Source organism: Brevundimonas sp., from assembly GCF_013912065.1.
Classification (GTDB): Bacteria; Pseudomonadota; Alphaproteobacteria; order Caulobacterales; family Caulobacteraceae; genus Brevundimonas.
Genome location: NZ_JACESA010000004.1, coordinates 123,787 through 146,233 on the forward strand (window position 1 = coordinate 123,787; position 22,447 = coordinate 146,233).

Sequence of the window (22,447 nt, forward strand, 5' to 3'; positions counted from 1 at the left end):
GATCGATCACCACGGTGCATGCCGATTCCGCCAGCCTCGCCTTCGAGCAACTCACGCTTCTGGTCCGCGAGTCCGAGGGCGGGCGCGACCTGCCGCGCGACGACATCCGCACCATGCTGCACCTGATGGTCGATGTGGTGGTGCAGATGAAGAAGACCAACGGCCGGTTCCTGATGACGGAGGTGTGGCATGACCCGCTTCGCAAGCGCCGCGCCGGGAACTAGGGCGGCCCTGGTCGCGGTGGGTCTGACCGCGGCGCTCGCCCTCGTCACGACCGGCGCGCTGCTCATTGCCCTCATCGGTCTGGGCCGGTTCTCCGGAGAGATCGATCCCGTCCGCGTCCCGGCCTGGTTCTACTATTACCGCCACGATCCCGAGGTGCGGCGCTGGCTCGGCGTCGGGGCGGGCGTGATGGGTCTGATCCTTCTCATCCTCATGACCGCGATCGCTCTGGGTATGCGCAGACCGCTCCATGGCGCGGCCCGCTGGTCGACCGGCGCGGAGCAGCGTCGTCATCATTTGCGGGACCGGACCGGCATCCTGCTGGGCCAGACCGCCGACGGCCTTCTGGTCGCGGGCGGCCCTGTCCATGTGATGCTCTACGCCCCGACGCGGACGGGCAAGGGCGTGGGCGTCGTGATCCCGAACCTCCTGACCTGGCCCAGTTCGGTCGTCGTCCTCGACATCAAGCGGGAGAATTTCGACGCCACGGCCGGCTTTCGAAAAGAGGCGGGACAGCAGGTGCATCTGTTCAACCCGCTCGCCGCGGACGGTCGCACGGCGCGCTTCAACCCGCTCCAGCACATTGATCGCACCGCCCCGATCGTCGTTCTGGATGAACTCCAGCGCATCGCAGGCATGTTGTTTCCGGCGCACAGCCATGCCGACCCCTTCTGGTCCGAAGCCGCCCGCACCGGCTTCATCGGGGTGGGCGCCTATGTCGCCGCGACGCCGGACCTCCCATTCACGCTCGGTGAAATCTACCGTCAGCTCACCGAAGGGGACCCCCGCGAGCGTTTCCCCAAACTACTGGAGGAGCGACGCCGGATCGGCGATCCGGTTCCGGCCGGCGCCGCCTCCGCCCTGACCGACTTCTGCAGTTCGGGCGAGAACACCTTCGCCTCCATCCGCCAGTCGATCACCACCCGGATGGGTCTCTGGCTCAATCCCCTGGTGGACGCGGCGACGTCCGCGAGCGACTTCGACCTCCGCGATATCCGCAACGGCCGTCTGTCGCTCTATCTGGCGGCCTCGCCCGAGAACATGGACCGGATCGTCCCGCTCTACGCCCTCCTGTTCCAGCAACTCGTCGATCTCAACTGCCGCACCCTGCCGGCCGCCGACACGCCGCCGACGCTGGTCTTGCTGGACGAGTTCGCCCGGCTCGGTCGCGCCCCGGTGCTGGCCCACGCCTTCGCCTGGGTCGCCGGCTATGGCCTGCGTCTGCTTCCCGTCATCCAGAGCCCGTCCCAGCTACGCGCCCTGTATGGACCGGACATCACCGAGGACATCCTCACCAACTGCGGTCTCGAGATCGTCTTCGCGCCAAAGGAGCTGAAGGTGGCCCAGGAGTTGAGCGAACGCCTCGGCTATTACACCTATCGCGCTCGCAGCCGCAGCCGCCCGATCGGTCTCGGCCAGGGCCGCCGCAGTCTGACGGACTCCGACCAGAGGCGCGCCCTCATGCTTCCGCAGGAGCTGATGCAGTTGTCGGAAAAGGCCCTGATCGTCCTGAAGGCGGGCCTTTCGCCGACGCGCGGCCGCAAGCTCGTCTACTACCGCGACCGGCGCTTCACGGATCGACTGCGCCCCCCGCCACCGCCGCCGGCGACGGCGCCCCGTACGCCCACACCGCCGCCGCCGGAGCCCCTGCCCCTGACAGAGGTGGAGACCGACATGGATTTCGACAGCATCGTCCGCCGCTTCACGGCTGAAGGCCTGACGCCCCCGGCGCCGGGTGCGACGGAGGCGGAGGTGCAGGCCTGGCTCCAGCGCGTCGTCACAGCCCCCGTCGGCGCTCCGTCCCGGGAGCGGCTGCCATGACATCCGCTCGGCCAAAGCCCGCCCCGGGCAACCGTGTGTCGCCCAAGCCGGGGACGCGAGCGGACGGCCGCTCGCTCGACAAGGGCGATGTCCCGACCCAGTTGCTGGATCGCTACCTGATCGAGCGCGACCGTCAGGGTCGCCCGGAGCGCTACTATCGCGACCACAAGGCGGCGGACCCGATGTTCCGCGATCATGGCCGGGCCCTGTCCTCGCCGCAGGCGTATCCGGACGCCGTCGCCTCCATGTTGCGGATCGCCCAGCACCGCGGCTGGTCCGGCATCAAGGTCTCGGGCGACGAGGCCTTCCGCCGTGAGGTCTGGGTGCAGGGACGATCCCTGGGCCTCGACGTGGCGGGCTACAAGCCGACCGAACGGGATCGGCAGGCCGCCAATGAGCCAACCGAACGCGCCGAACGCCGCGCCACGCCCCCCAGCCGGGAGGAGATGAAGCGTCGTCTGGACATGGCCGCCGTCGTGGTCCGCACCCTCATCTCGGACCCCGCCGCCCAGGCTCGCCTGCTCCAACAGGCGTGGGCAAGAGTGCGCCCCGAGTCGGAGAAGTCCCGCGATCTCGAAAACCGCGACGCCCGTCAGCGAGCTGAGCGAACCCGGCAGCGCTGATGAGACGGATGCTGACGGCGGGTCGAGAAGCGGTCACCGGCAACGTCAGCCATGGGGGTTAGCGGACATGCGTGGCGGCGGACAAACGGTGCTCTGAGCGCACTTGAGTGACGCCAAGCGAAACCGGGTCGCCCTCGATTGACCCGTCGAAATTTGGGGCGCTGGAGGACCGATCCGGAAAGCTTGGGTCGTCGGACGGTGGAGCTGACCGCTCTCACCGAGAACATAGTGTCCATGCGGACGCAAATCCGCGACCTGACGCACCGGCTTTGGAAGGCTCCGGGCGTGAAACCTTAACAGTCAGGTTGATTACTCACCACGGCTTCCAGCTTGGTTTTTCGATCACGCAGGTAGATCAAACCAAACTCGCTCGCGATAATGAACGAGCGGCGGAACGCTTCCACGGCTTGATAATATTTCGCCTCGCCGTCACGTGCGGGATCCTGCGCCGATATGAAATAATAGACCATCCGCTTTTCCTCATCGAGGCGCGCTATGCTGTTGTGAAGGAAACGGCTGCTAAGGTGCACAAACTCGCAGGCGTCGTTGTAGGTGCCCTCCACCCAAGGCATCGTGGGCTTGAGGCGATTGACGAGGTAGCGGTCGGTCATCCGCTGACCATTATCGCTCTTCCACTTATCCATCTTCTCACCCGTCATCATCGCAGCGGCGAACGCTTCGGGGTCGGCGACCATGGAAAGTGCGCCAAGCCTCAGAGCACAGTCGAGTTGAAGACGCACCAGGGGCGCGGCGCAGGTGAAGTTCTCATCCTCGATCATCATGCGGAAGCCGCGCGCCAATCCGAGGCTTCTCTTCACGCTTGCCAGAATCATCTCATCGACCTTCCAGCTGCCACCCGGGACCATCACGGCGCCGAGGTCGCGGATGAGCTTGCTTTCCAGTTGGCTCAGTTCTTCCAACCGTTCGCTAAGGGGGCGTGGCGCTGGGATGTCGGTCATGGGCTCAACATAGGACGAGTCCGCGCAGCTGCGAGCCAAGCCGACACGACGGTTGGATCCGAACATCCCTCCCGTGCGGGGCGCATGTGCCGGGTTCACGCTAAGCCACCCGGCTTTTGCCCCAGCCAGACATCAAACGATCTTCAGCGGGTCCGCCCCCTGCCCCGCTCCGACCGCCCCCGATCCTCTCCGAGCGCCCGAGCGAGGATCTCCCGCCGGGTCGCCACAGACGGCATGTTCCGGATGAACGTCTCCAGATCTCGTCCGAGGCTGCGGTCCGCCTCCGATTTCGACGCCTGGAGCCGCAGGGCTTCGACCACGAGCGCCTTGCGGATCTGCGCCTGTCTCTGGCGTAGTCGCACTTCCCAGGGCGCCGCTTCCGCCGGCGACCGGGCCGCGTCCTTCAGGGCGCCTTTCAGGGTCTCCGGCATCGCCCCCTCTCCGCGCTCGAACCGCTCACGCAACTTCCGAACGGGCGTGCGTTCGCTCTTGCGCACCACGCCCCGCGCACGTCGCGGCGTGGCTTCCGCCTCGACGCCGCGATCGCGTAGGGCCGCTGCGAAGGTCTCGCGCCAGAGCTGGAGGTCCGCCTTGCGCGGATTGAGCCTTTCCCCGTCGCGTCCGAGCGCCCGGACGGTGAGATGGACGTGGGGATGTCGATCGTCCGTATGCAGGGCGAAGACATAGGGATGGCGATCGCCGAACACGGCGTCCGCGAAGGCGCGCGAGGCATCGTGAACGCGGCCGGGATCGACCCCCGCCGGCATGCTCAGAACGATCGACAGAGAGACCGGAGCATCCTTTCGGGACGCCAGCACATCCAGTTCGGCGCGCCAATCCTCGGCCAAGGCGCGGACCTCCGCCCGTCCCGACAGACGTTCGCCGTCGGGTCCCTCCAGGACCAGTTTTCCGTTCCGGGTGATGTAATCCAGGTGGCGTTGCAGATGGCCACCGTCCCGCGTTCGTCCGGTGATCTTGACCATCACCTCCGGGACCCGGCGTGCGACGCGCTGAAGCCTGGCGTTTGCCGGCTCGCTTCCCTTTCCTCTGGTGACACGCAGCACCGCGTGCGCCAGCCTCGCCCGCCGCATGCGGACGGGAGGACGCAGCGCCTCCTCGAACCCGGAAGGGACGCGAAAGTCGTTCACGGGTCGGTGGACCAGTACGACAGGTTGCCCGCGAAAGCGTCCCGCACCCCGGTCAAGTGCGCGCGAATTTCGCGGGCGTAGGCGTCCAGCTGGGCGACTTCCAGGTCCAGCACCGCGCCCTCCATCACCGCCGTATTCAGGGCCCGGGCGATCTGGTTGATGTTGACGCCGATGCGGCGAAGCTCGCGCTGTACCTCGAGAAAGGCGATCGCCTCGCCACGGCTGAGTTGGGGGCGCCCATGCAGTCGCGCACGGATCAGGGCCACGGTCCATTGTGTCCGGGATTGGCCTCTCAGGGCCGCCTCGCGCTCCAGGGCGGCCATGTCCACGAGGGTCAGTCGCAGGCCCAATTTGCTCGACAGGCGCGCAGGCGGCGGCGTTTGAGCCTCCGGAAAGGGCGCCTGCGCCGCCGCCTCCATCAGCCGGCGCAGGAGCCGGGCGCGCCCGCCGCTCAGGGCCGCGGCGGCGTCGAAGCGGCGGATCAGATCGGGCGGGACGCGGAGGGTGAGGCGATCCATGGGGGTGTCGGTCTGTCAGACATTGCCGGCGCAAAGCCTATCCTGCCCTAGACCGTCACCCCCTTCGCCCCGTAGGCCTACGGGGCTCCCCGCCCCCCCTCGGCGACCGATTCCGGCCGCTCGCCCACCGCCCTGAAGGGCGCCCCAGCCGGGCGGACGATTTGCTTCAGATGGGCTGTGCGCCATGATCCGAAAGCATGACGGATCCAGCCAAAGCCCGCGCGGCGCTTCAGCTCATCGAATACATCTCCGACCGTCTCACACAGACGCGCCTCCTGTTCGCCTCGGACGCCGAACACAAGAAAGCCTTCCATGGCGAAGCGGCCCAAGCCGTCCGGGATTGGCGCCGTTCGGCGGTCTGCATGTTTCCGGGCTGTGCCGAACGCACGATCGTCGCCTCGCACACGCTTCAGCGTGCCGGGCCGATCTCCCCACTGCTGGAAGACGATCACGTCCTCACACCGCGATCCTACAAGGGGCGTTTGTCGATGGTGAAAATCGGCGGTGCGGAGGCATCCACATTTCCGGGGTACTGCGCCGGGCATGAGAACGCCTTCTCGTCGTTCGAGAGGGGGCGCACGATCAGAAGCGAGACCGATCTCGCCCTGCAAATCTTCCGCAGCCTTTGCCGGGAGATCCGGCGCAAGGAATTCGATCTGGCCCGGCTAGAGACACGCGTCGCCGATCTCCATGCGCGCCTGTCCCGAGACGTCGAGCATGAGGCGCGCCGTCTGGGGGTGGAGTTCAGCACCTTCACCTACGAGGGCATGCACCTCAATCTCGCGGAAGACTACATCGAAGAGGCGGGCCGGACTCTTGCCGAACTTCGGGCGCTCCATGCCGCCCACTACCCGGCGGTTGAGCGATCCGGCCCCACCGGTCTGGAGGGCATCGCTTTCGAGATCGAGCTCCCCTTTCCGGTAGCCCTGTCAGGGATGACCGATCTGCACTTGCCGGATCGCACCGTCATGTGCCTGCTTGGTGTGATCCCGCAAGACGCTGGAACCCTCATCTTCATGGTCGGGCCGCCCGGGTCCCAGGACCGGATCAACGGCCATCTGGAACACAAGACCGCCCGGCTTCCGCTCATCGACACGATCGAGCGCTGGATGATCCGGGGGACGGACCACTGGTTCATCAAGCCCTCGGTCTGGCGAGCGATACCCGCCGCGCGCCAGCGCGCGCTGCTCGCCGAGATGCAGAAGGCGGACCACAGCATTGCGACGCCACTCACGCTGTCGATCTTCGATGACATGCGACGCGAGGCGGCGGCGGTTGCTTTCCCGCCGCCGCCTGCCGTTCGCAGCCCCTTGGTGGAGGCCTATGTCGCGGAACAGCTCAACAGGATCTGTTGACGCTCACGCCGGCGGTTGCGGCTGCAGACCGTGGAGATAGTCGACTGCCTTCTGCGCGTGCGAGGCCGCCGAGACGATGAAGCGCTTGTCGTCCTTCAGGACCTGGAGCCAGCTGCCGATATAGGCGGCGTGGTCCTCCCGGGGTTCGAGGGCCAGTCCCAGATCGGCGCAGAGGAAGGCGGCGCCGAGTTCGGCGACCAGCTCCTCGCGGGCATAGCCGGCGTCCCCGAAGCGCTGGCGCCCCAGGTCCCGGTCAAGACGGGTGGGATGGCGCGTCCAGTGGGTCATCTCGTGGCCGAGGGTGCTGTAGTAGTCGTCCGCCGTTTCGAAACATTCGAACGGCGGCATCTGCACATGGTCAGGACCCGGGGCGTAGTAGGCGCTGCCGCCGCCGTGCCGGATCTCGGCGCCGCAGTGTCTGAAGAAGGCGTCGATGCGGGCGATCCGTTCATCCGGATTGATGTCGATGGCTTCCGGGTCGCCGTAGCGCTCTGGCAGGCCGTCGATCTGGTCGACGTTGAAGACGGTGTAGGCCTTCAGGAACGGGATGCGCTGCTGGACATCCGCGCCCGTGTCGTCGGTGTCTTCACGGACGATCTGGTTGGCGTAGACGACCGTCGCGCCGCGTTCGCCCTTTCGGACGTGGGCGCCGAGGGCCAGCGCCTGACGGAAGGTCATCCAGGTGGACCGGCTGAAACCCCGGCTGGCCGCCTCGCCCCAGAGCAGGACGACATTGATGCCGTTGTAGGGCGTTCCATCATGGCGGAGCGGACGGCTGACGGAGATCGAGGCCTTCCAGGGCTGGGTCCAGGGGCGGACCCCGGCTTCGAGCTGGGCGATGATCTGTTGGGTGATCCGGGTATGGATGTTCGGGCGTGCGGGATCGGCGGGGCGCGTCATGGCGGCCTCCTCGAAACGGATTGTGGGAAGAAGGAGCGGCGGCGCGATCTTCGCGCCGCCGCGGCTCTTGGTTCAGCGGGACCAGATCAGGCTGTGTCCGCCCTCGACCTCCACCAGGGAGGCGTAGATCGGCGCCGGGAAGCTGGGATCGTCGAGCTTGACCGAGAGGTAGTCGCGGTCTTGCTGGCTCTTGCGCTTCCAGGCGGCGCCGAACTCGGTCTGGCCGGCGAAGATCCGGAAGTCGGGGGCCTTGTCGTCGTTCTTCTCGTTGGGCCGCAGAACCGCCGACTTGACGTTGAGGGTGAGGGTCTTGATCGAACCGGTGTAGCCGTCGCCTTGAGCGGTGAAGGTGCCGATGGTGGCCATGTCAGTCTCTCCTTTGCTTCGGGCCACGCCTGCCGCGGCCTCGATGGCGATCGGGAGACCGGGGCCCGGGCGGCGCGCAGGGAGAGCGGAGCGAGCCCCCCGCAGCGAAGCGGAGGACCGCGACAAGAGACTTTCTTGTTTCGCGAGGAAGGCCGTCAGGCCGGGGATGAAAGTCGCGCAAGCGGTTGCGCCAGCCGACCGGGTTTCGGTCAGATCCGCCTCATCGAGAGGCCGCGCCGGCTGGCGCGAAAAGGATGCGAGACCCCCGGCCGCCCCGAACACCCGGTCATCGCCATGGCCCCCGGCACGGTTGATCAGGCTCCCACCCGCCCAGGCTCAAACCGGCGCTCAGGCTGCGGCGGGGAAGACCTTCTCGACGTCAAGGCTCCCGGCGGGCAGAGCCCGCAACAGTTCGGTCTGTGGCCGCTGAAGGTCGAGCCAAGCCGCACCGTCCTCGGGCCGAAGCACCACGATCTGCCGGTCGTGATAGGGGGCGATATCCTCCCCCGGCTCGGTGGTCAGCATGGCGAAGGCGCCCTCCTTGATCAGGCCCGCCACCCAGAAGAGCCGCTGGCCGGACAGGGTGAAGCGCCATTTGGTCTTTCGCTTCTGTTCGGGCTCGGGGTCGGTGAATTCGAAGAAGCCGTCCGCCGGGATCAGGCACCGGTGCGACCCGTCGAAGGATCGCCCATCGGAACGGAAGTTGAAGACCGGGCGTCCGCCCGGCCCTTTCCAGGCCCAGGGGGTCATCACGGCCTCGGGACCCTCCGCCCCCATCTGGATGATCGGGGCCCGATCCCCGATGCGGATCGAGGCCATCGGACCGAAGTTCGGCATGCCGCCGGGAAAGACGAGCCGGTTTCCCGTCGAATTGAACGCCGCGATCACGTCGTCGAACGGCAGGATGAGCTGGTACTCGTTGCACATCACGCGATCTCCCGGGCCCTTGAACCGAGGATTCCACGAGGCCGACCTGACCGCAAATCCCGGGGATAAGGCGGCAACCGGATTGACTCCGACGCCGCCTTAGAACCAGAACGTTTCAAGAACATTTAATCCCCCTCAAGGAGGACCCGTCCATGCAGGCCGTCTGCCCGGCCGACCTAGACCACCTGCGCGCACAAGTGCGCGCCCTGGAGCAGGCTGATCGCAGATCGGTCGGCGTGCTTCCGTTCAAGGTCGCCGCGCTGGACGCCGCGCTTCCGGGCGGAGGTCTTGCGCTCGGGGCGCTCCACGAGGTGGCCGGGGGCGGCGACGACGCGGTCGGCGGCGCGGCGGCCGCGCTGTTCGCAGCGGGCATCGTCGCCCGTCTGCCCGGACAGGTTCTGTGGTGCGTCACTCGCCCCGACCTGTTCGCCCCCGCGCTCAGCCATGCAGGGCTGGAACCGGACCGGGTCATCTACGTCGAAGTGGGCGACGAGAAATCTCTGATGGCGTGTTTCGAGGAAGGGCTGCGTCATGGCGGCTTGGCCGGCGTCGTCTGCGAGACGTCGCGCCTGACGATGACCGCCTCGCGCCGGCTTCAGTTGGCCGCCGAGGCGTCCGGGGTCATGGGCTTGGCGGTCCGACGATGGCGGCGCGCGGCCGAGGCCGCCGACTTCGGCCAGCCGACCGCCGCCGCAACGCGCTGGCGCGTCAGCGCCGAGCCTTCGGCGCCCCTGCCGGTCCCCGGGATCGGTCGGGCGCGATGGCGGATCGAACTCATGCGTTGCCGCGGCGCCGACGCGGCGGACTTCATTGTGGACGCTTGCGATGAGACGGGTCGTCTCGCTCTTCCTGCCGAACTGGTCCGTCGATCGGCTGCGACGGCGGCTGGGCGCCGACGCGCCGCCGCCTGATCGCCCTCTCCTTCTCACGGGCCGAACCGGCCGCAAACGAATCGTGACGGCCTGCAATGCCGCCGCCGCCGCATGCGGCGCGCGCGTCGGCATGGCGGCGACCCAGGCGCAGGCGCTGATCCCGGGACTGGACGTGAGAGACGCCGACCCGAACGGCGACGCCGACGCCCTGGAGCGTCTCGCCCTCTGGGCGATGCGCCGATACGCGCCGGTCTGTCAGGCCGATCCGCCGGATGGTCTGGTGATCGACATCACCGGCGCCGCGCACCTTCAAGGAGGCGAGGCGGCGCTGTTGCGTGATCTGACGGCGCGCCTCCAGGGGGCGGGCGTTAGCGGCCGTGGCGTCATCGGCCCCACCTGGGGCGCCGCCCATGCGGTCGCGCGTTTTCGCGCCGACCAGACCCTCATCGCAGACGACGGCGTCGATGCGGCCCTCGCCCCCCTGCCTCTGGAGGCGTTGCGCCTGCCGGCGGACCTCGCCGCCAGCCTGAGGCGGATGGGTTTCGAGCGGATCGCGGACATCGCTCATCGACCTCGCGCCCCGCTTCAACTACGTTTCGGCGCGATGCTGGGGCGGCGGCTCGACCAGGCCTATGGCCGGGCGGCCGAGCCCCTGGTCCCGGTTGAGGCGCCCGAAACGCCGCGCGTCGAACGGATTTTCGCCGAGCCGATCGGCGCGGCCGAAACCCTGGCGCGCTACGCCGAAAGACTTGTCGAGACCTTGTGCGTGCAACTGGAGACGCTCGGTCTCGGGGCTCGTCGACTGGACTGGCTCTGTTTCCGCATCGACAACCGGATCGAGGCTGTTCGCATCGGTCTGGCCCAGCCGATCCGGGATGTGCGCCGTCTGACGCGGCTGCTGACCGACAAGATTGAGACGATCGATCCCGGCTTCGGAATCGATCGCATGACGCTCGCGGCCAGCGCGGCCGAGCCGCTGAACTGGCGCCCCGCCGCCACGCGCCTCGGCGCGGAGGCGGCGCCGGATATCTCCATGCTGGTCGATAGCTTGTCGAACCGCATCGGCGCCGACCGGCTGTATCGTCTGGCCCCGGTCGAGAGCGAGGTTCCCGAGCGGTCGATCCGCAAGGTCGCGCCCCTGGCGGCGCCGACCGGAGCGGCGTGGACGCCAGACTGGCCGCGTCCCACGCGGCTGTTCCGCAGACCGGAGCCGATCGAGACCATGGCGCTTCTGCCTGACAACCCGCCGACCCACTTCACCTGGCGCGGCGTCCGTCGACGGATACGTCGGGCTGACGGCCCGGAACGGATCTTCGGCGAATGGAGTCGCCGCGATGCCGAGATGTGGGCGGTCCGGGACTACTTCCAGGTCGAGGACGACGCGGGCGAACGCTTCTGGCTGTTCCGCGCCGGCGACGGCGAGGACGCCACCACCGGCTCACAGGCCTGGTTCATCCACGGGCGTTTCGGATGATCGACGCACTGTTGAGTGTACCAATCAGCGCGCGACTCGCGCAAAGATTGCCGGATCCGTATGCGGTTGTTACCGTGACGCTTTCTGGGAAACCGCGCGAACATGGGGCGATGATGACCAGTCTGGCCATTCGCCTAAGCGAACTCGACGACGGGCAACTCGAAGAGTTCGTCGAAATCTGGGTGGAGCGTCGCGAGTCGAAGTACACGCAAGTCGAGCGCATCGGCGGACCCAACGACAAGGCGCGCGATGTAATTGGGTTCTACACGGCTGATCGGCACGAAGGTGCGTGGGATCTTTTTCAATGTAAGCGGAAAACCCTCGGGTCGAAGCTGGGGCGGAAGGAGGCTCTGCTCGAACTCGGAAAGATGTTCCACCACCATGTAAAAGGCGCCTATGCGACCTTGCCGTTGAAGTTCACGTTCGTGTCGCCGCGAGGGATCGTGGGGCCGCTCATGGACCTGCTGAACAACCCAAGCACATTGAAAGCTGCCTTGCTGGCCGAGTGGGACAGCATCTGCAAAACTAAGATCACCGCAAGCGCAGACGTTCCGCTCACAGCAGAGCTGCGCGCTGCAATCGCCGGGTACGACTTCAACCGGGTGACCGGCCTCACCGCGCCGCTGATCGTCAAGGATGAGCACGCACGGCCGGCACTGGTTCAGATCCTCAAGGAGCTACCAGGACACGCCCCCCAAGGTGAAGCACCGGATGTCATTGCGAACGATGAGACCGAATACTTGGGTCAGCTGAGGGCTGTTTACGGCGAAGCCGCCGGAACTGACTTTCCCGATAATGCTGCGGTGTTGGCCGATGCCACTTACGGAGACCAGCTTCGAGACCAGCGTACGCGCTATTTCGAGGCCGAGGCGTTCAAGCGATTTCACCGCGACAACACAGACAAGGCCTTGGTCGTTCAGTTTCAGAATGACGTCTACCACGGTGTGATCGACGTCCATCGCGAGCCGGCCGATACGCTGCTTGATCGGTTGGGGAAGGTGATGAAACACGCTGCGGGTCTGAATACCTCAATCGCTGGCCGCCTCGCCCGAATCCCCGTCGTGCAGGGCATTTGTCACCATCTGGCGAATGATCGGCGGCTAAAATGGACGAAGTAGCCCCCGATCTTCCACGACTGTTCAACTCTCCGCTCGAGGCAGGGATAAGGGCCGTCACCATCTTGGAAGCTCTCAGGCCGATGACGCTTGATTTAGCGGACCTCGTCGTCCTGGACCACGCCGTCGTGCATTCCGGTGATCTCGGCGGGCCGCATAGTCTCCACCCGGCTGTCCCTGGCCGCAAAGGCGAACTTCTGGTCAGACGAGCTCTCGTCGAAGAGAGCTTAATCCTAATGCGTAGATTTCACATGGTCTTGGTCTGCCCATCCGACGAAGGGCTTGAATACCGCGCTTCCGACGAGGCTGCCGCTTACGTCGAGCTGCTGGAGAGCGAGTACTCGGTGCGGCTGAAAACCGCCGCGGGCTGGATCGCCGAAGAGATTGCCTTGAAGGGCAAGGCAGGATTCCTCGGCGAGGTGAGGATGAAGCTCGACACATGGACCACGGCCTTCATCGGACCCAATGAACAGGGGACCTTGCTGCTTTGACCGCTCGCATCATCATCCGCGGACTAGCGTTTACGGGACCGAACGTCCCGCCCGTGGACATCGCTTTCAGCGACGGTCTCAACGTGGTTTGGGGCGCGTCGAACACCGGCAAATCATTTCTGGTCAAATCTCTGGATTACATGACTGGCGCCGGTGTCGAGGGCATACCGGGCATCACGGAACGGGACGGCTACGAAAAGGCGTGGCTGGATGTTGAACTAGGCGTCGGTAACGATGTTCAAGTGGCTCGAAGCCTCCGCGGCGGGGACTTCGAGTATCGCGCCGGTTGGCCCGCCCCAGGCACATCCATTGCAGCTGATCGCACGATCCAGGGCGAGCATCGAAGTGCGGAAAGCTGGTCTGCCTATCTTCTCGCGGCCATCGGCCTCAAGCCGGATGTGAAGATCGCCAGAACGCTCTCGGGTGAGAAAGTCACGTTCTCGTTCCGCTCTTTTGCGCCGTATGTCTTCATCGAGGAAACGCCGATGCTTGGCGACCTCAGCATGATCGACGTGTCCGATGGCCGGAGCGTCACCCAAGACAAGAATACGCTCAAGTTCATCCTGACCGGCGTGGACGACTCCGCCCAGATCAAGGCGCCGGGCGTCAAAGAGCAGCGGACAGGAAACCGCGGCAAAATCGAGCTGCTGGACGACATGCTGCGCATCGCTCGGGCCGAATTGGGTGACGACGTGCCGGAGGATCTGGATGAGGCCATCGAGGCGCAGACCGAACAGATCCGCAGCATTCAGCTCGAAGCCTCAGAGGCGCAAGCCGGTCTGGACAGAGCCCGCGTTACGCTTTCGGAGACCCGGGGCAACCTGATGGCGATCGATGGCATGCTCGAAGAGCTGTCTCTCACGATCGAGCGGTTCGGCCTACTGGACCGCGTGTACCGCAGCGACAGCGAGCGGCTGACGTCGCTTTTGGAGGGAAGCGACGCGCTGCTAGCGGGCGGCGCCCGCCCCTGCCCGCTGTGTGGCGCCGCTTACGAACACCAGGATCATGGCCATGGGCGTGAGGATGTTCAGGGCAGCCGTCGCGCCATCGCCGCTGAGCTGGCAAAGATCGGTAGAGAGAGGGGCGAGCTTCAGGCGACGCTGGCGTCGCTCTCAGAGCAGGCTTCGGCTGCCGACGACGTGAGAGACAGTCTCCTTGCCGACATCAGCCGGTTGGAGAAGGAGGTTCAAGCTGGCCTCCCCACTGAAGCTGAAACACGACGGCGGTTCGAACTTGTCTCCGACGCCCGCGAAGTGCTTCGGACGAGGGCTCGGCTCGTCGAGCGCGTGAAGGAGCTCGAGGAGCATCGGCGCGTGCTGGATCGCTTCAAGGCGACCCGGAACCAGGCCGGGGCCGTCGTTGGTCTGTCGGGCGGTTCGGGCTTAGCCTTGGCGACGCATGTCCAAGGCGTGCTGGATGCTTGGGGCTTCCCCGGAAATCCCAAAGTCACATTCGATTCCGCAAGCCACGAAATCCAGATCGATGGAAAGAGCCGTTCGGCCAACGGAAAAGGGGTCAGGGCGCTCATGCACTCGGCCTTCAAGATCGGGATCCTGAAATTCTGTCGTTCGGAGGGCCTGCCTCACCCCGGCTTCCTCGTGCTGGATAGTCCGCTCGTCAGTTATCGCGAGCCGCACAGAAGTCGACACGGAGCACTGGGCGCTGATGAAGCCGTCGTGAAGGCGAGCGGATTGAAAGATCGGTTTTACGCATATCTCGCCTCTCACAAGGGCGATGCGCAGTTCATCGTGATCGAGAACGATGCGCCTAGCGGCGCTACACCGGACACATTGGTTGTCTTCGCCGGACCTGATTCAGACGGGGAGCGAGAAGGCCTCTTCTGAGCTTTGGTTGCGTGCCGGTGTTTGCGGGATGTGGCCTACCTGCAGGCCAGAACATATCATGAACACATGACCAGCCGTTACGCCGAACTTCAATGCGCCTCCCATTTCTCGTTCTTGCGCGGCGCCAGTGCTTGCGACGAACTATTCGCCCAAGCCGTCGTCTGCGGCTTGGAGGCGCTAGCCGTCACCGACCGCAACAGCGTTGCGGGCATTGTCCGAGCCCACGAAGCCGCAAAGGCGACCGGCGTGCGTCTGATCGTCGGCTGCCGCCTCGAACTCCTCGATGGGGCCGCCATCATGGTCTATCCGACCGACCGGGCCGCCTACAGCCGTCTGTGTCGCCTGCTGACACTCGGCAAGGGGCGGGCGGGCAAGGGCGCCTGTCATCTCGACTGGTCGGACCTGGCCGACCACGCCAACGGCCTGATCGCCGTGCTCGTGACCGATCGCGCCGATACCCAATGTCGGCAACGCCTTTCGGCCCTGTCCGGCATATTCGGCAGCAACGCCTACTGCGCCCTGACGCTCCGCCGCCGCCCTCGCGACCAGATGCGGCTGCATCAGCTATCCGAGCTCGCCGCCGAGATCGGGATCAAGACTGTCGTGACCAACGACGTCCTCTTCCACCACCCCGACCGCCGCGTTCTCCAGGACGTCCTGACCTGTATTCGCGAGGGCTGCACGATCGACGACGTCGGTTTCAAGCGCGAGCGCTTCGCCGACCGCCATCTCAAGCGAGCCGAGGAAATGCACCGGCTGTTCGCCCGCTACCCCGATGCGCTGCGCCACACCATCGAGATCGCCGACCGGTGCCGATTCAGTCTGGACGAGCTGTCGTACCAGTATCCGAAAGAGGCCGCCCTCCCCGGCCTGACGCCGCAACAGGCGTTGGAACAGTTGACCTGGGAGGGTGCGGCCAACCGCTATCCAGACGGCGTGCCGGACAAGGTCCGCGCCAGCCTAAAGCATGAGCTGACACTGATCGAGACGCTGGGTTACGCCCCATATTTCCTGACGGTGAACTCGATCGTCCGCTTCGCCCGAAGCCGCGACATCCTTTGTCAGGGTCGGGGGTCGGCCGCCAACTCGGCGGTGTGCTTCGTCCTCGGCATCACCTCGATCGACCCCGGCCGAAACGATCTGCTGTTCGAGCGCTTCGTCAGTCAGGAACGGAAGGAGCCGCCGGACATCGACGTCGATTTCGAGCACGAACGGCGCGAGGAAGTGATCCAGTGGGTCTATGAGACCTACGGTCGCGACCGGGCGGCGCTCTGCGCCACCGTGATCCGATATCGGTCCCGCGGCGCCCTGCGCGATGTCGGCAAGGCGCTGGGACTATCCGAAGATCTGATCAAGACCCTCTCATCCCAGGTCTGGAGCTACTCCAGCGAGGGCGTCGAGGATCGGCATGCCGAGGATCTGAACCTCAACCTTCAGGATCGCCGACTGCGGCTGGCGCTCGACCTGTCGCGCCAGTTGATCGGCTTCCCTCGGCACTTGAGCCAGCACCCCGGCGGCTTCGTCCTGACGGATGACCGTCTGGACGATCTCGTTCCCATCGAACCGGCTGCGATGAAGGATCGCCAGGTCATCGAATGGGACAAGGACGACATCGACGCCCTGAAGTTCATGAAGGTCGATGTGCTGGCGCTCGGCATGCTGAGCTGCATGAAGCGCGGCTTCGACCTACTGGCCGACCACAAGGGGGTCCACCTCGACCTGGCGACCATCCCGGCTGAGGACCCGAAGACGTATGCGATGATCCGCAAGGCCGACACCCTGGGAGTCTTCCAGATCGAGAGCCGGGCGCAGATGGCGATGTTGCCCCGGATCAAGCCCCGCACCTTTTATGACCTCGTCATCGAGGTTGCGATCGTTCGCCCCGGACCGATTCAGGGCGACATGGTCCATCCCTATCTGCGGCGGCGCGAGGGCAAGGAGCCGGTCGACTACCCCAAGCCGGAGTTGGAGCGGGTGCTGGGCAAGACGCTCGGCGTGCCGTTGTTTCAGGAACAGGCGATGCGCGTCGCCATCGAGTGCGCGGGGTTCACGGCTTCAGAGGCCGACCAACTGCGGCGCGCCATGGCGACCTTCAAGTTCACCGGCGGCGTCAGCCACTTCAAGGACAAGCTGGTCAACGGCATGGTCGAGCGCGGCTATACGGCGGAGTTCGCGGAAAAGACCTTCAGCCAATTAGAGGGCTTCGGCTCCTACGGCTTTCCCGAGAGCCATGCGGCGTCGTTCGCCCTGATCGCCTACGCCTCGTCCTGGCTCAAATGTCATCACCCCGACGTCTTCTGCGCGGCTCTGCTGAACGCCCAACCCATGGGGTTCTACGCCCCGGCCCAGATCGTGCGCGACGCCAGAGAACACGGCGTCGAGATCCGCCCGGTCTGCATCAACGCCAGCCGCTGGGATTGCACCCTGGAGCCGACCGACCGTGAGGGCCGATCCGCTGTTCGCCTCGGCCTACGCATGGTGCGCGGCCTGGCGAATGCCGACGCGGGGCGCCTCGTGGTTCAGCGGCAGGCCGCCGCCTTCACCAGTGTCGAGGATGTCTGGCGGCGCTCCTCGACGCCGGTCGGCGCCCTCACCCGTCTCGCCGAGGCGGACGCCTTCCTGCCGTCACTGGGCTTGCAAAGACGCGAGGCGCTATGGGCGATCAAGGCCCTGCGCGATGATCCCCTGCCCTTGTTCGCCGTCGTCCAGGATGATGGCACGACAACGCCTGAGGTCGCGGAGGCGGATGCGACCCTGCCTGTAATGCCGGCGGGCCAGGAGGTGGTCGAGGACTACAGGCATGTAGGCCTGACCTTGCGCGAGCATCCGGTCGCCTTCCTTCGCGACACGCTCCAGTCGCGCCATGTCATGACCTGCGCCGACGCCTCGACGATGCGGGACCGCCGCCTGACCCGCGTGGCGGGCCTGGTGCTGGTTCGGCAGAAGCCCGGCTCGGCCAAGGGCGTGATGTTCATCACCATCGAGGATGAAACCGGCGTCGCCAATCTGGTCATCTGGCCCAGCCTCTACGAACAGCAGCGCCGGATCGTGCTGAGCGCCAGCCTTCTTGTCGTTGACGGAAGGGTTCAGCGCGAGGGCGACGTCGTCCACATCGTGGCGACCCGTTTGCACGATGGTTCGGATTTGCTGGCGTCGCTGGGCCGGCGCGAGCATTTCCCGCTGCCCCATGGTCGGGGTGATGAGGTCTATCGCGGCAGCGCGCCCGACGCGCGTACGCCGAAGCCCCGCGACATCTACATCCCCGATCTGTCGCTCGACGCCATCAAGGTCAAAACCCGCGACTTCCGGTGAAGCGCCCGATCACGTCGTCCAGCACCGGCGACCATCGCGGACTAGGGCCGCACCATCGGATCGCGGCGGGGCAGCAGACCGCAACGCAGGACGTCGGGGCTGGACATCATCAGGTTCATGCCGAACCCCGGTGATGCATCCAGGCTACTGGCGAGGCGCAGGAATACGGCCCGATGCTCACGACCAGGCGCATCTCCGGCCAGGCAGTCACGAGCATGCCGCATCGCGAAACCGGCGATCAGGTCAGCGGCCTGTACGCCCGGGGAACCGGTCGATGGCGTGAAGCTCAGCTCGCCGGATTCCATGAACCGATAGTCCGCCCGCGCAAGCGCGATGACGCCGTCGCCGCCCGCCAGACCTTCTGCGGCCTCTTTCGATGACCGGAGAATGTCCGCGAAATAGCGTTGGTCGTCATGGATGATCTGGACATCAGCCAGTCTGCCGCCCCTGAGTTTGTTGATGCGGGCGTAGAGATTGGTGAAGGCCGACAGATGCGGAAGAATCCACACGTCCTTGCCCGTGTGCCCCGGGTCGGGGAGCGGAAGGAAGCGCCGCTGAACCTCCGGCTTCGAGGCGCCCGCCTTCCGGAAATCCTTGAGGCTGTCGAGGGTGAAGAAACGGATGGCGTGCGCCGGATCTTCCCTCGGAGGCCCGGGAGGAAAGTCGTCGAGGACCGCACGGAAGGCGGCCTTCAGGCTCCCTTCTCCCGGCTCGCGACACGCCTGAATGAAGGCGTCGTAGACGCCTGCCGACGCCTTCTCGTGAAGTCGCTCGGCGAGCTGGGTCCGGAACCAGAGCGCCTTCGGCTCCTGATCGGACGGCGACAAAGGCCGCAGGATGAGCGTGTTGATCATGGTGGCCGAGAGGGTGAAGCGCTTGTCCATCACCTCCAGAAGGACGCCGCCACCGCGCGCGTCGATCGCGTCGAGCAGATCCGAGACCACGGCCGGTGTCGCATGACCCTTGCTCGACTTCAGTTCGACGGCCTGAGGGAAATGTCGACGCCGGATCGCCGCCAGTTGTTCGGCGAGACCGCCTTCGTCATCGATCCCGACGGCGGCGAGCACGAAGATCGGCTGGTTCTTGAAGTCGAGACCGGTCCCGGCGGTGGACAGGTCGCCGCTCGTCCCGCTTTCGTCGAGAAAGTAGCGCGCGGGCGCAATGTAGTCGGCTTGGGTCATGGCGTTGTCGCGGGTCCTCGGAGCCAAAGGCGAACCGGGCCGTCGGGTCTCCCGATCCCGGGCGCACTGCTCGCGGGCGCGGAGACGCAAGCCACGAGCAACGAGCGGAAAGCGACCGCTGGGCCTAGAAGCCCGTCACGAGCCTGATCGTGTCCGGGGCGATGCCGGGCTTGATGCTCAGCCCCTGATAGATCACTTCCAAATCGTCGCCGCCGGCCGCTGCCGGTTGCGGGGTCAGCCCGGTTTCCCGGCAGAACGCGTCCCACAGCTCGAAGCCCACGGTGGCGCCCTGGAGATCGTCACCGTGATAGGCGTGGATGGCGCGATCCACCTCATCCTTGACGCTCATGTCGTTTCCTCCGGGCTGAAATCGATCACCCCGCGAACATCGCCGGCGAGGATGGGATCGCCCTTAACAACGCCGCGGGTCGGGGTGCAGATCATATAGAGGGGTGTCGGGTTGAACGTCTCGAAGATCGCGATGACCGTTTCGCCCTCGGGCTCCTTTTCGCCGACGGTCGAGACATAGTCGCGACCATTGTGACGATAGGCGACGCGGTAGATCCGCCGTTCCGTGGGACGAAACGCCACCTTGGCCATGAACGCTTTGACCGAAGCGTAGACCTCCTCACCGGTCTCTGGCGTGTCCGCGAACGGGACGAAGAATGTCGGCGCGTCAGACATCGTCGGCGGCCTCCGACCGGAGTTGAGCCAGGCGCTCCTGGCACGTCGTCGTCGTCAATCCGCGCAAAATCTCGACCCGCTCGGTGAGCCAGTCCAGCTCCTCGCGACTGATCTTGTAGTGCTTGGAGTAGCGTGCCTTGACGTAGGCCTCGCGGAGTAGCTCGAAGCAGCGGCGCTCGAACTTGGTCTCTCGCGGCCACGCTGCAGCCAGCCTGGCGTCGATGCCCTCGGCCTTCTTACGGAGGAAGGCGAGGTTGTGCGCCTTGCCGCTGTAAAGCGTGACCACCAGAAGAAGGCAATGATACAGGTGCTCGGTCGCTTGATGCAGATTAAAAGCAGCCATCTTCGGCTTGTCTTGCATCACACAGAAGGCTGCGACCTCAGAGAAATCCTGCGAACTAGCCATCCACTCTGCGAAGAATTCCTCCGCTTCGGCCAACGCAGCCTTGGCCTTGATCGTCGCCGGCTTGTGCAGCTTGCTTGCAGGCGTGTCGTACAGGATGACGCCATCACGCAGGATGTCGGCGAAGAAGTACCGCCCGCGATCGAGCTGTTCGTTCACGTCGTCCAGACTGTGAACGATGATGCTGACGGGCGTACGGATCTCGCCCTCGCCTGGCATCGTCCGGTTGGTCGCGTCGAACCAGAACTCTCCGTCCGTCAGGTCCTCATGATCGACGATGACCAGCAGGTCGAAGTCCGAGAAATACCGGCCCACCGGATCATGGACCCAGTCGCCGCGGGCATACGATCCGTAGAGGATGATCTTGAGGATCCTGCCGTTCTTCAACCGCTCGGCGCGACGCGTCGAGATCGCTTCCTCGAAGGAGTCGCGGATCACATCGACGACGTGACGCAGTTCGGACTGCTTGGGCAGCGGCAGATGATCGAGGTTCTTCTTCACTCCGCGAGTCTCCGCGATCTGGTCGGATACAGCAAGTCAGTCATAGTCGCATCTCAAGCTTGTCGAGGTTGAGCAGCGGCGCATTGTCCTGCTCCAAATGACGAATGTCGCCAATCAGGGTCCGGGACACATAGAGCGTCTTGATGCGAGCATCGCCGCGGAGCTGGACGGCCACAGTCTCGGTGATCGCCTGCTCGCCGATCCGACCCGGAATCAGATCGCGACGAACGGTGACTGTCCTGTCCCATTGGTCCAGGTCGTCGGCCCAGCGCTGACGGAGCTCGGAGATGATCGCGCTCTGCTCGGTCATATAGCTTCGGACAAGCTTGTGCAGATCGAGCCGTTCAGGCGTCGTCGGCTCCGCGTCCCGCATCGCGCTGAACTCAGCGACGATGCCCTTCCATTTCGGGAATCCGGCGAACTCGCGCAGGTCGAGCTCGGGGCGAAACGCCTGTACTCTCTGCCGGCCCTTTTGCTCGGGCAGGTCGATCCACCGGCTGCTATAGGTCTGGCTGTTGACCGCCAGACCCTGGTGCTGCGCGTGATTACGAAGCTTCTCCATCACCCGATAGGCGAAGCTCCCGTCGTAAAGCCTGCGCTTGAATTGCTGGTGTTCATCGAGAACGACCGGCCCGTAGATCGCGCTCACCGCGCTCTCCGCCACGTGCTGGAAGGTTCGTACGCTGCTAAGCAGATTGCTTATTGCGCGGCTCATCTCCCGACGGGTGGAATGCCATCGCACGCCCGAGAAGTCGCGGCGCGTCTCACGCGAGATCAGTATCCCGGCCACGGCTCTTTCGAAGTCCGCGTAGTTGCTCACCGCGACATCGAACGTCTCTTCGACCTGCATGACGAGCGCGAGCCGCCGTAGAGCCTCCTGGACCTCGATGAAGTCGGCTTCGGTGATGGGGACCACGTCGGGCTCATCGAACGTCTCGTGGACAATCTGAAACGTGTCGCTCATCGCGAACTCTCTCCTGACGGACTGGGCGTGATCGCGCGCGTCGCGCAGTCTCCCGTCCCGCGCGCCTGCGCCCTCAGCCGCCACGAGAACCGGCGAGATCGTGAAGCGACGGTCCGATCTTCAGACACTGTCACCACCAGCCTCAGGCCGCCTGCCGCGTCGCCCATCCCAGGATGAGGACATCGAGACTGTCCAGGGCCGCCTCCGACACCTGAGCGGAATGCTCGCAGTCCTCGGCGTCACCGAACACGGCCCAGCCCGTCACCAGCGCCTGCACCGACCAGTGCATTCGGGTGGCCGTGACCTCGTCGAGTCCGAAGCGGCCCAGCACCGAGACGATCTCGGTGGCCGTGCCCTGGAACGCGTGCTTGACGGACCGGGCGCTCATCAGCAGCGCCCCCGCGTCACGGGTCGTCTCCTGCGCGCGCCATATGGCGCGCCCGAAGGCCCGCAACCAGGATTGCCAATCCTCGGAGGGCGGGATTGAGCCCAGACAGTCGCGCAACAGACGCTCGCCCATCGCTGCGCGCAGATCATCCTTATCGGCGATGTGCCAGTAGAGCGACGGCGCCTTGACCCCCAGGCTTGCCGCTACCTTGCGAAGGCTGAGGTCCTCGAGTCCCACCTCCTCCAGCAGCCGCAAAGCCTCTGTAACGATGACGGGACGGGAGAGCTGCCTGTCGGCCACATCGACTTCCTTCGATCACAAGAGCCATCGACTATCGCCACTCTTACACTGTAAGTCGATAGTTAGCGAACGCCCCGAC

22 protein-coding genes are annotated in these 22,447 nt (G+C 65.5%); 10 read left to right on the forward strand and 12 right to left on the reverse strand.

Going from position 1 to position 22,447, the window contains the following annotated elements; genetic code table 11:
• Positions 1–14 precede the first annotated feature (14 nt).
• From H2037_RS05010 to H2037_RS05020, 3 genes are read left to right on the forward strand one after another with little or no spacing between them, the layout of a single operon-like run.
• Positions 15–224 (forward strand): hypothetical protein, encoded by a 210-nt coding sequence (locus H2037_RS05010; protein ID WP_292118532.1) that lies wholly within the window; start codon positions 15–17, stop codon positions 222–224.
• Complete coding sequence (locus H2037_RS05015; RefSeq protein WP_292118533.1) at positions 190–2,043, forward strand: type IV secretory system conjugative DNA transfer family protein; 1,854 nt, start codon at positions 190–192, stop codon at positions 2,041–2,043. Before H2037_RS05010 ends, H2037_RS05015 begins: the two co-directional genes overlap by 35 nt.
• Complete coding sequence (locus tag H2037_RS05020) at positions 2,040–2,666, forward strand: LPD7 domain-containing protein (protein ID WP_292118536.1); 627 nt, start codon at positions 2,040–2,042, stop codon at positions 2,664–2,666. The genes H2037_RS05015 and H2037_RS05020 overlap by 4 nt, the downstream gene beginning before the upstream one ends.
• 293 nt (positions 2,667–2,959) lie before the next feature.
• On the opposite strand, the gene H2037_RS05025 is transcribed toward H2037_RS05020, so the two are convergent.
• From H2037_RS05025 to H2037_RS05035, 3 genes are all read right to left on the reverse strand, one after another.
• Positions 2,960–3,625: a hypothetical protein gene (locus H2037_RS05025; RefSeq protein WP_292118538.1), complete on the reverse strand. Its 666-nt coding sequence runs from the start codon at positions 3,623–3,625 to the stop codon at positions 2,960–2,962.
• Positions 3,626–3,768: 143 nt separating this feature from the next.
• Positions 3,769–4,608: a relaxase/mobilization nuclease domain-containing protein gene (locus H2037_RS05030; protein WP_292118541.1), complete on the reverse strand. Its 840-nt coding sequence runs from the start codon at positions 4,606–4,608 to the stop codon at positions 3,769–3,771.
• A 161-nt stretch (positions 4,609–4,769) separates the two neighbouring features.
• Complete coding sequence (locus tag H2037_RS05035) at positions 4,770–5,291, reverse strand: MobC family plasmid mobilization relaxosome protein (RefSeq protein ID WP_292118546.1); 522 nt, start codon at positions 5,289–5,291, stop codon at positions 4,770–4,772.
• Between the two features lie 197 nt (positions 5,292–5,488).
• Between H2037_RS05035 and H2037_RS05040 the strand changes: the two genes are divergently transcribed.
• Positions 5,489–6,646 (forward strand): hypothetical protein, encoded by a 1,158-nt coding sequence (locus H2037_RS05040; RefSeq protein ID WP_292118549.1) that lies wholly within the window; start codon positions 5,489–5,491, stop codon positions 6,644–6,646.
• 3 nt (positions 6,647–6,649) lie between these two features.
• Here H2037_RS05040 and H2037_RS05045 read toward each other — a convergent pair whose 3' ends face one another.
• From H2037_RS05045 to H2037_RS05055, 3 genes are all read right to left on the reverse strand, one after another.
• The gene (locus H2037_RS05045) at positions 6,650–7,546 is read right to left on the reverse strand and encodes a zincin-like metallopeptidase domain-containing protein (RefSeq protein ID WP_292118551.1); all 897 of its coding nucleotides are present in this window, start codon (positions 7,544–7,546) and stop codon (positions 6,650–6,652) included.
• Between the two features lie 72 nt (positions 7,547–7,618).
• Positions 7,619–7,912 carry a DUF736 domain-containing protein gene (locus tag H2037_RS05050; RefSeq protein WP_292118554.1) on the reverse strand — a complete coding sequence of 98 codons (294 nt, stop codon included), beginning with the start codon at positions 7,910–7,912 and terminating at the stop codon, positions 7,619–7,621.
• Between the two features lie 348 nt (positions 7,913–8,260).
• Positions 8,261–8,839 carry an SOS response-associated peptidase gene (locus H2037_RS05055; RefSeq protein WP_292118557.1) on the reverse strand — a complete coding sequence of 193 codons (579 nt, stop codon included), beginning with the start codon at positions 8,837–8,839 and terminating at the stop codon, positions 8,261–8,263.
• 152 nt (positions 8,840–8,991) lie between these two features.
• Between H2037_RS05055 and H2037_RS05060 the strand changes: the two genes are divergently transcribed.
• The 6 genes from H2037_RS05060 (at position 8,992) to H2037_RS05085 (ending at position 17,947) form a co-directional block, all read left to right on the forward strand.
• Positions 8,992–9,750 (forward strand): damage-inducible protein, encoded by a 759-nt coding sequence (locus tag H2037_RS05060; RefSeq protein ID WP_292118559.1) that lies wholly within the window; start codon positions 8,992–8,994, stop codon positions 9,748–9,750.
• A complete protein-coding gene (locus H2037_RS05065) occupies positions 9,665–11,185 on the forward strand; it encodes a DNA polymerase Y family protein (protein WP_292118561.1) in 1,521 nt (506 codons plus the stop codon). Before H2037_RS05060 ends, H2037_RS05065 begins: the two co-directional genes overlap by 86 nt.
• Positions 11,182–12,303, forward strand: a complete 1,122-nt coding sequence (locus H2037_RS05070; RefSeq protein WP_292118564.1) for an ABC-three component system protein — start codon at positions 11,182–11,184, stop codon at positions 12,301–12,303. The genes H2037_RS05065 and H2037_RS05070 overlap by 4 nt, the downstream gene beginning before the upstream one ends.
• Entirely contained in the window at positions 12,291–12,791 is a 501-nt protein-coding gene (locus tag H2037_RS05075; RefSeq protein WP_292118566.1) for an ABC-three component system middle component 2, read from the forward strand. The genes H2037_RS05070 and H2037_RS05075 overlap by 13 nt, the downstream gene beginning before the upstream one ends.
• Positions 12,788–14,635 (forward strand): hypothetical protein, encoded by a 1,848-nt coding sequence (locus H2037_RS05080; RefSeq protein ID WP_292118567.1) that lies wholly within the window; start codon positions 12,788–12,790, stop codon positions 14,633–14,635. Before H2037_RS05075 ends, H2037_RS05080 begins: the two co-directional genes overlap by 4 nt.
• 66 nt (positions 14,636–14,701) lie before the next feature.
• Positions 14,702–17,947, forward strand: a complete 3,246-nt coding sequence (locus H2037_RS05085; protein WP_292118569.1) for an error-prone DNA polymerase — start codon at positions 14,702–14,704, stop codon at positions 17,945–17,947.
• A gap of 41 nt (positions 17,948–17,988) precedes the next feature.
• Here the strand turns inward: H2037_RS05085 and H2037_RS05090 are convergent, their stop codons facing one another.
• From H2037_RS05090 to H2037_RS05115, 6 genes are all read right to left on the reverse strand, one after another.
• Positions 17,989–19,128, reverse strand: a complete 1,140-nt coding sequence (locus H2037_RS05090) for a DUF3800 domain-containing protein (RefSeq protein WP_292118571.1) — start codon at positions 19,126–19,128, stop codon at positions 17,989–17,991.
• Positions 19,129–19,252: 124 nt separating this feature from the next.
• Positions 19,253–19,477: a hypothetical protein gene (locus H2037_RS05095; protein ID WP_292118573.1), complete on the reverse strand. Its 225-nt coding sequence runs from the start codon at positions 19,475–19,477 to the stop codon at positions 19,253–19,255.
• The gene (locus H2037_RS05100) at positions 19,474–19,812 is read right to left on the reverse strand and encodes a hypothetical protein (protein ID WP_292118576.1); all 339 of its coding nucleotides are present in this window, start codon (positions 19,810–19,812) and stop codon (positions 19,474–19,476) included. Before H2037_RS05100 ends, H2037_RS05095 begins: the two co-directional genes overlap by 4 nt.
• Complete coding sequence (locus tag H2037_RS05105; protein ID WP_292118578.1) at positions 19,805–20,716, reverse strand: nucleotidyltransferase and HEPN domain-containing protein; 912 nt, start codon at positions 20,714–20,716, stop codon at positions 19,805–19,807. The genes H2037_RS05100 and H2037_RS05105 overlap by 8 nt, the downstream gene beginning before the upstream one ends.
• A 40-nt stretch (positions 20,717–20,756) precedes the next feature.
• Positions 20,757–21,680, reverse strand: coding sequence for a hypothetical protein (locus H2037_RS05110; RefSeq protein WP_292118581.1), 924 nt, complete (start codon positions 21,678–21,680; stop codon positions 20,757–20,759).
• A gap of 142 nt (positions 21,681–21,822) precedes the next feature.
• Positions 21,823–22,368, reverse strand: a complete 546-nt coding sequence (locus H2037_RS05115; protein WP_292118583.1) for a TetR family transcriptional regulator — start codon at positions 22,366–22,368, stop codon at positions 21,823–21,825.
• Between the last annotated feature and the right edge of the window lie 79 nt (positions 22,369–22,447).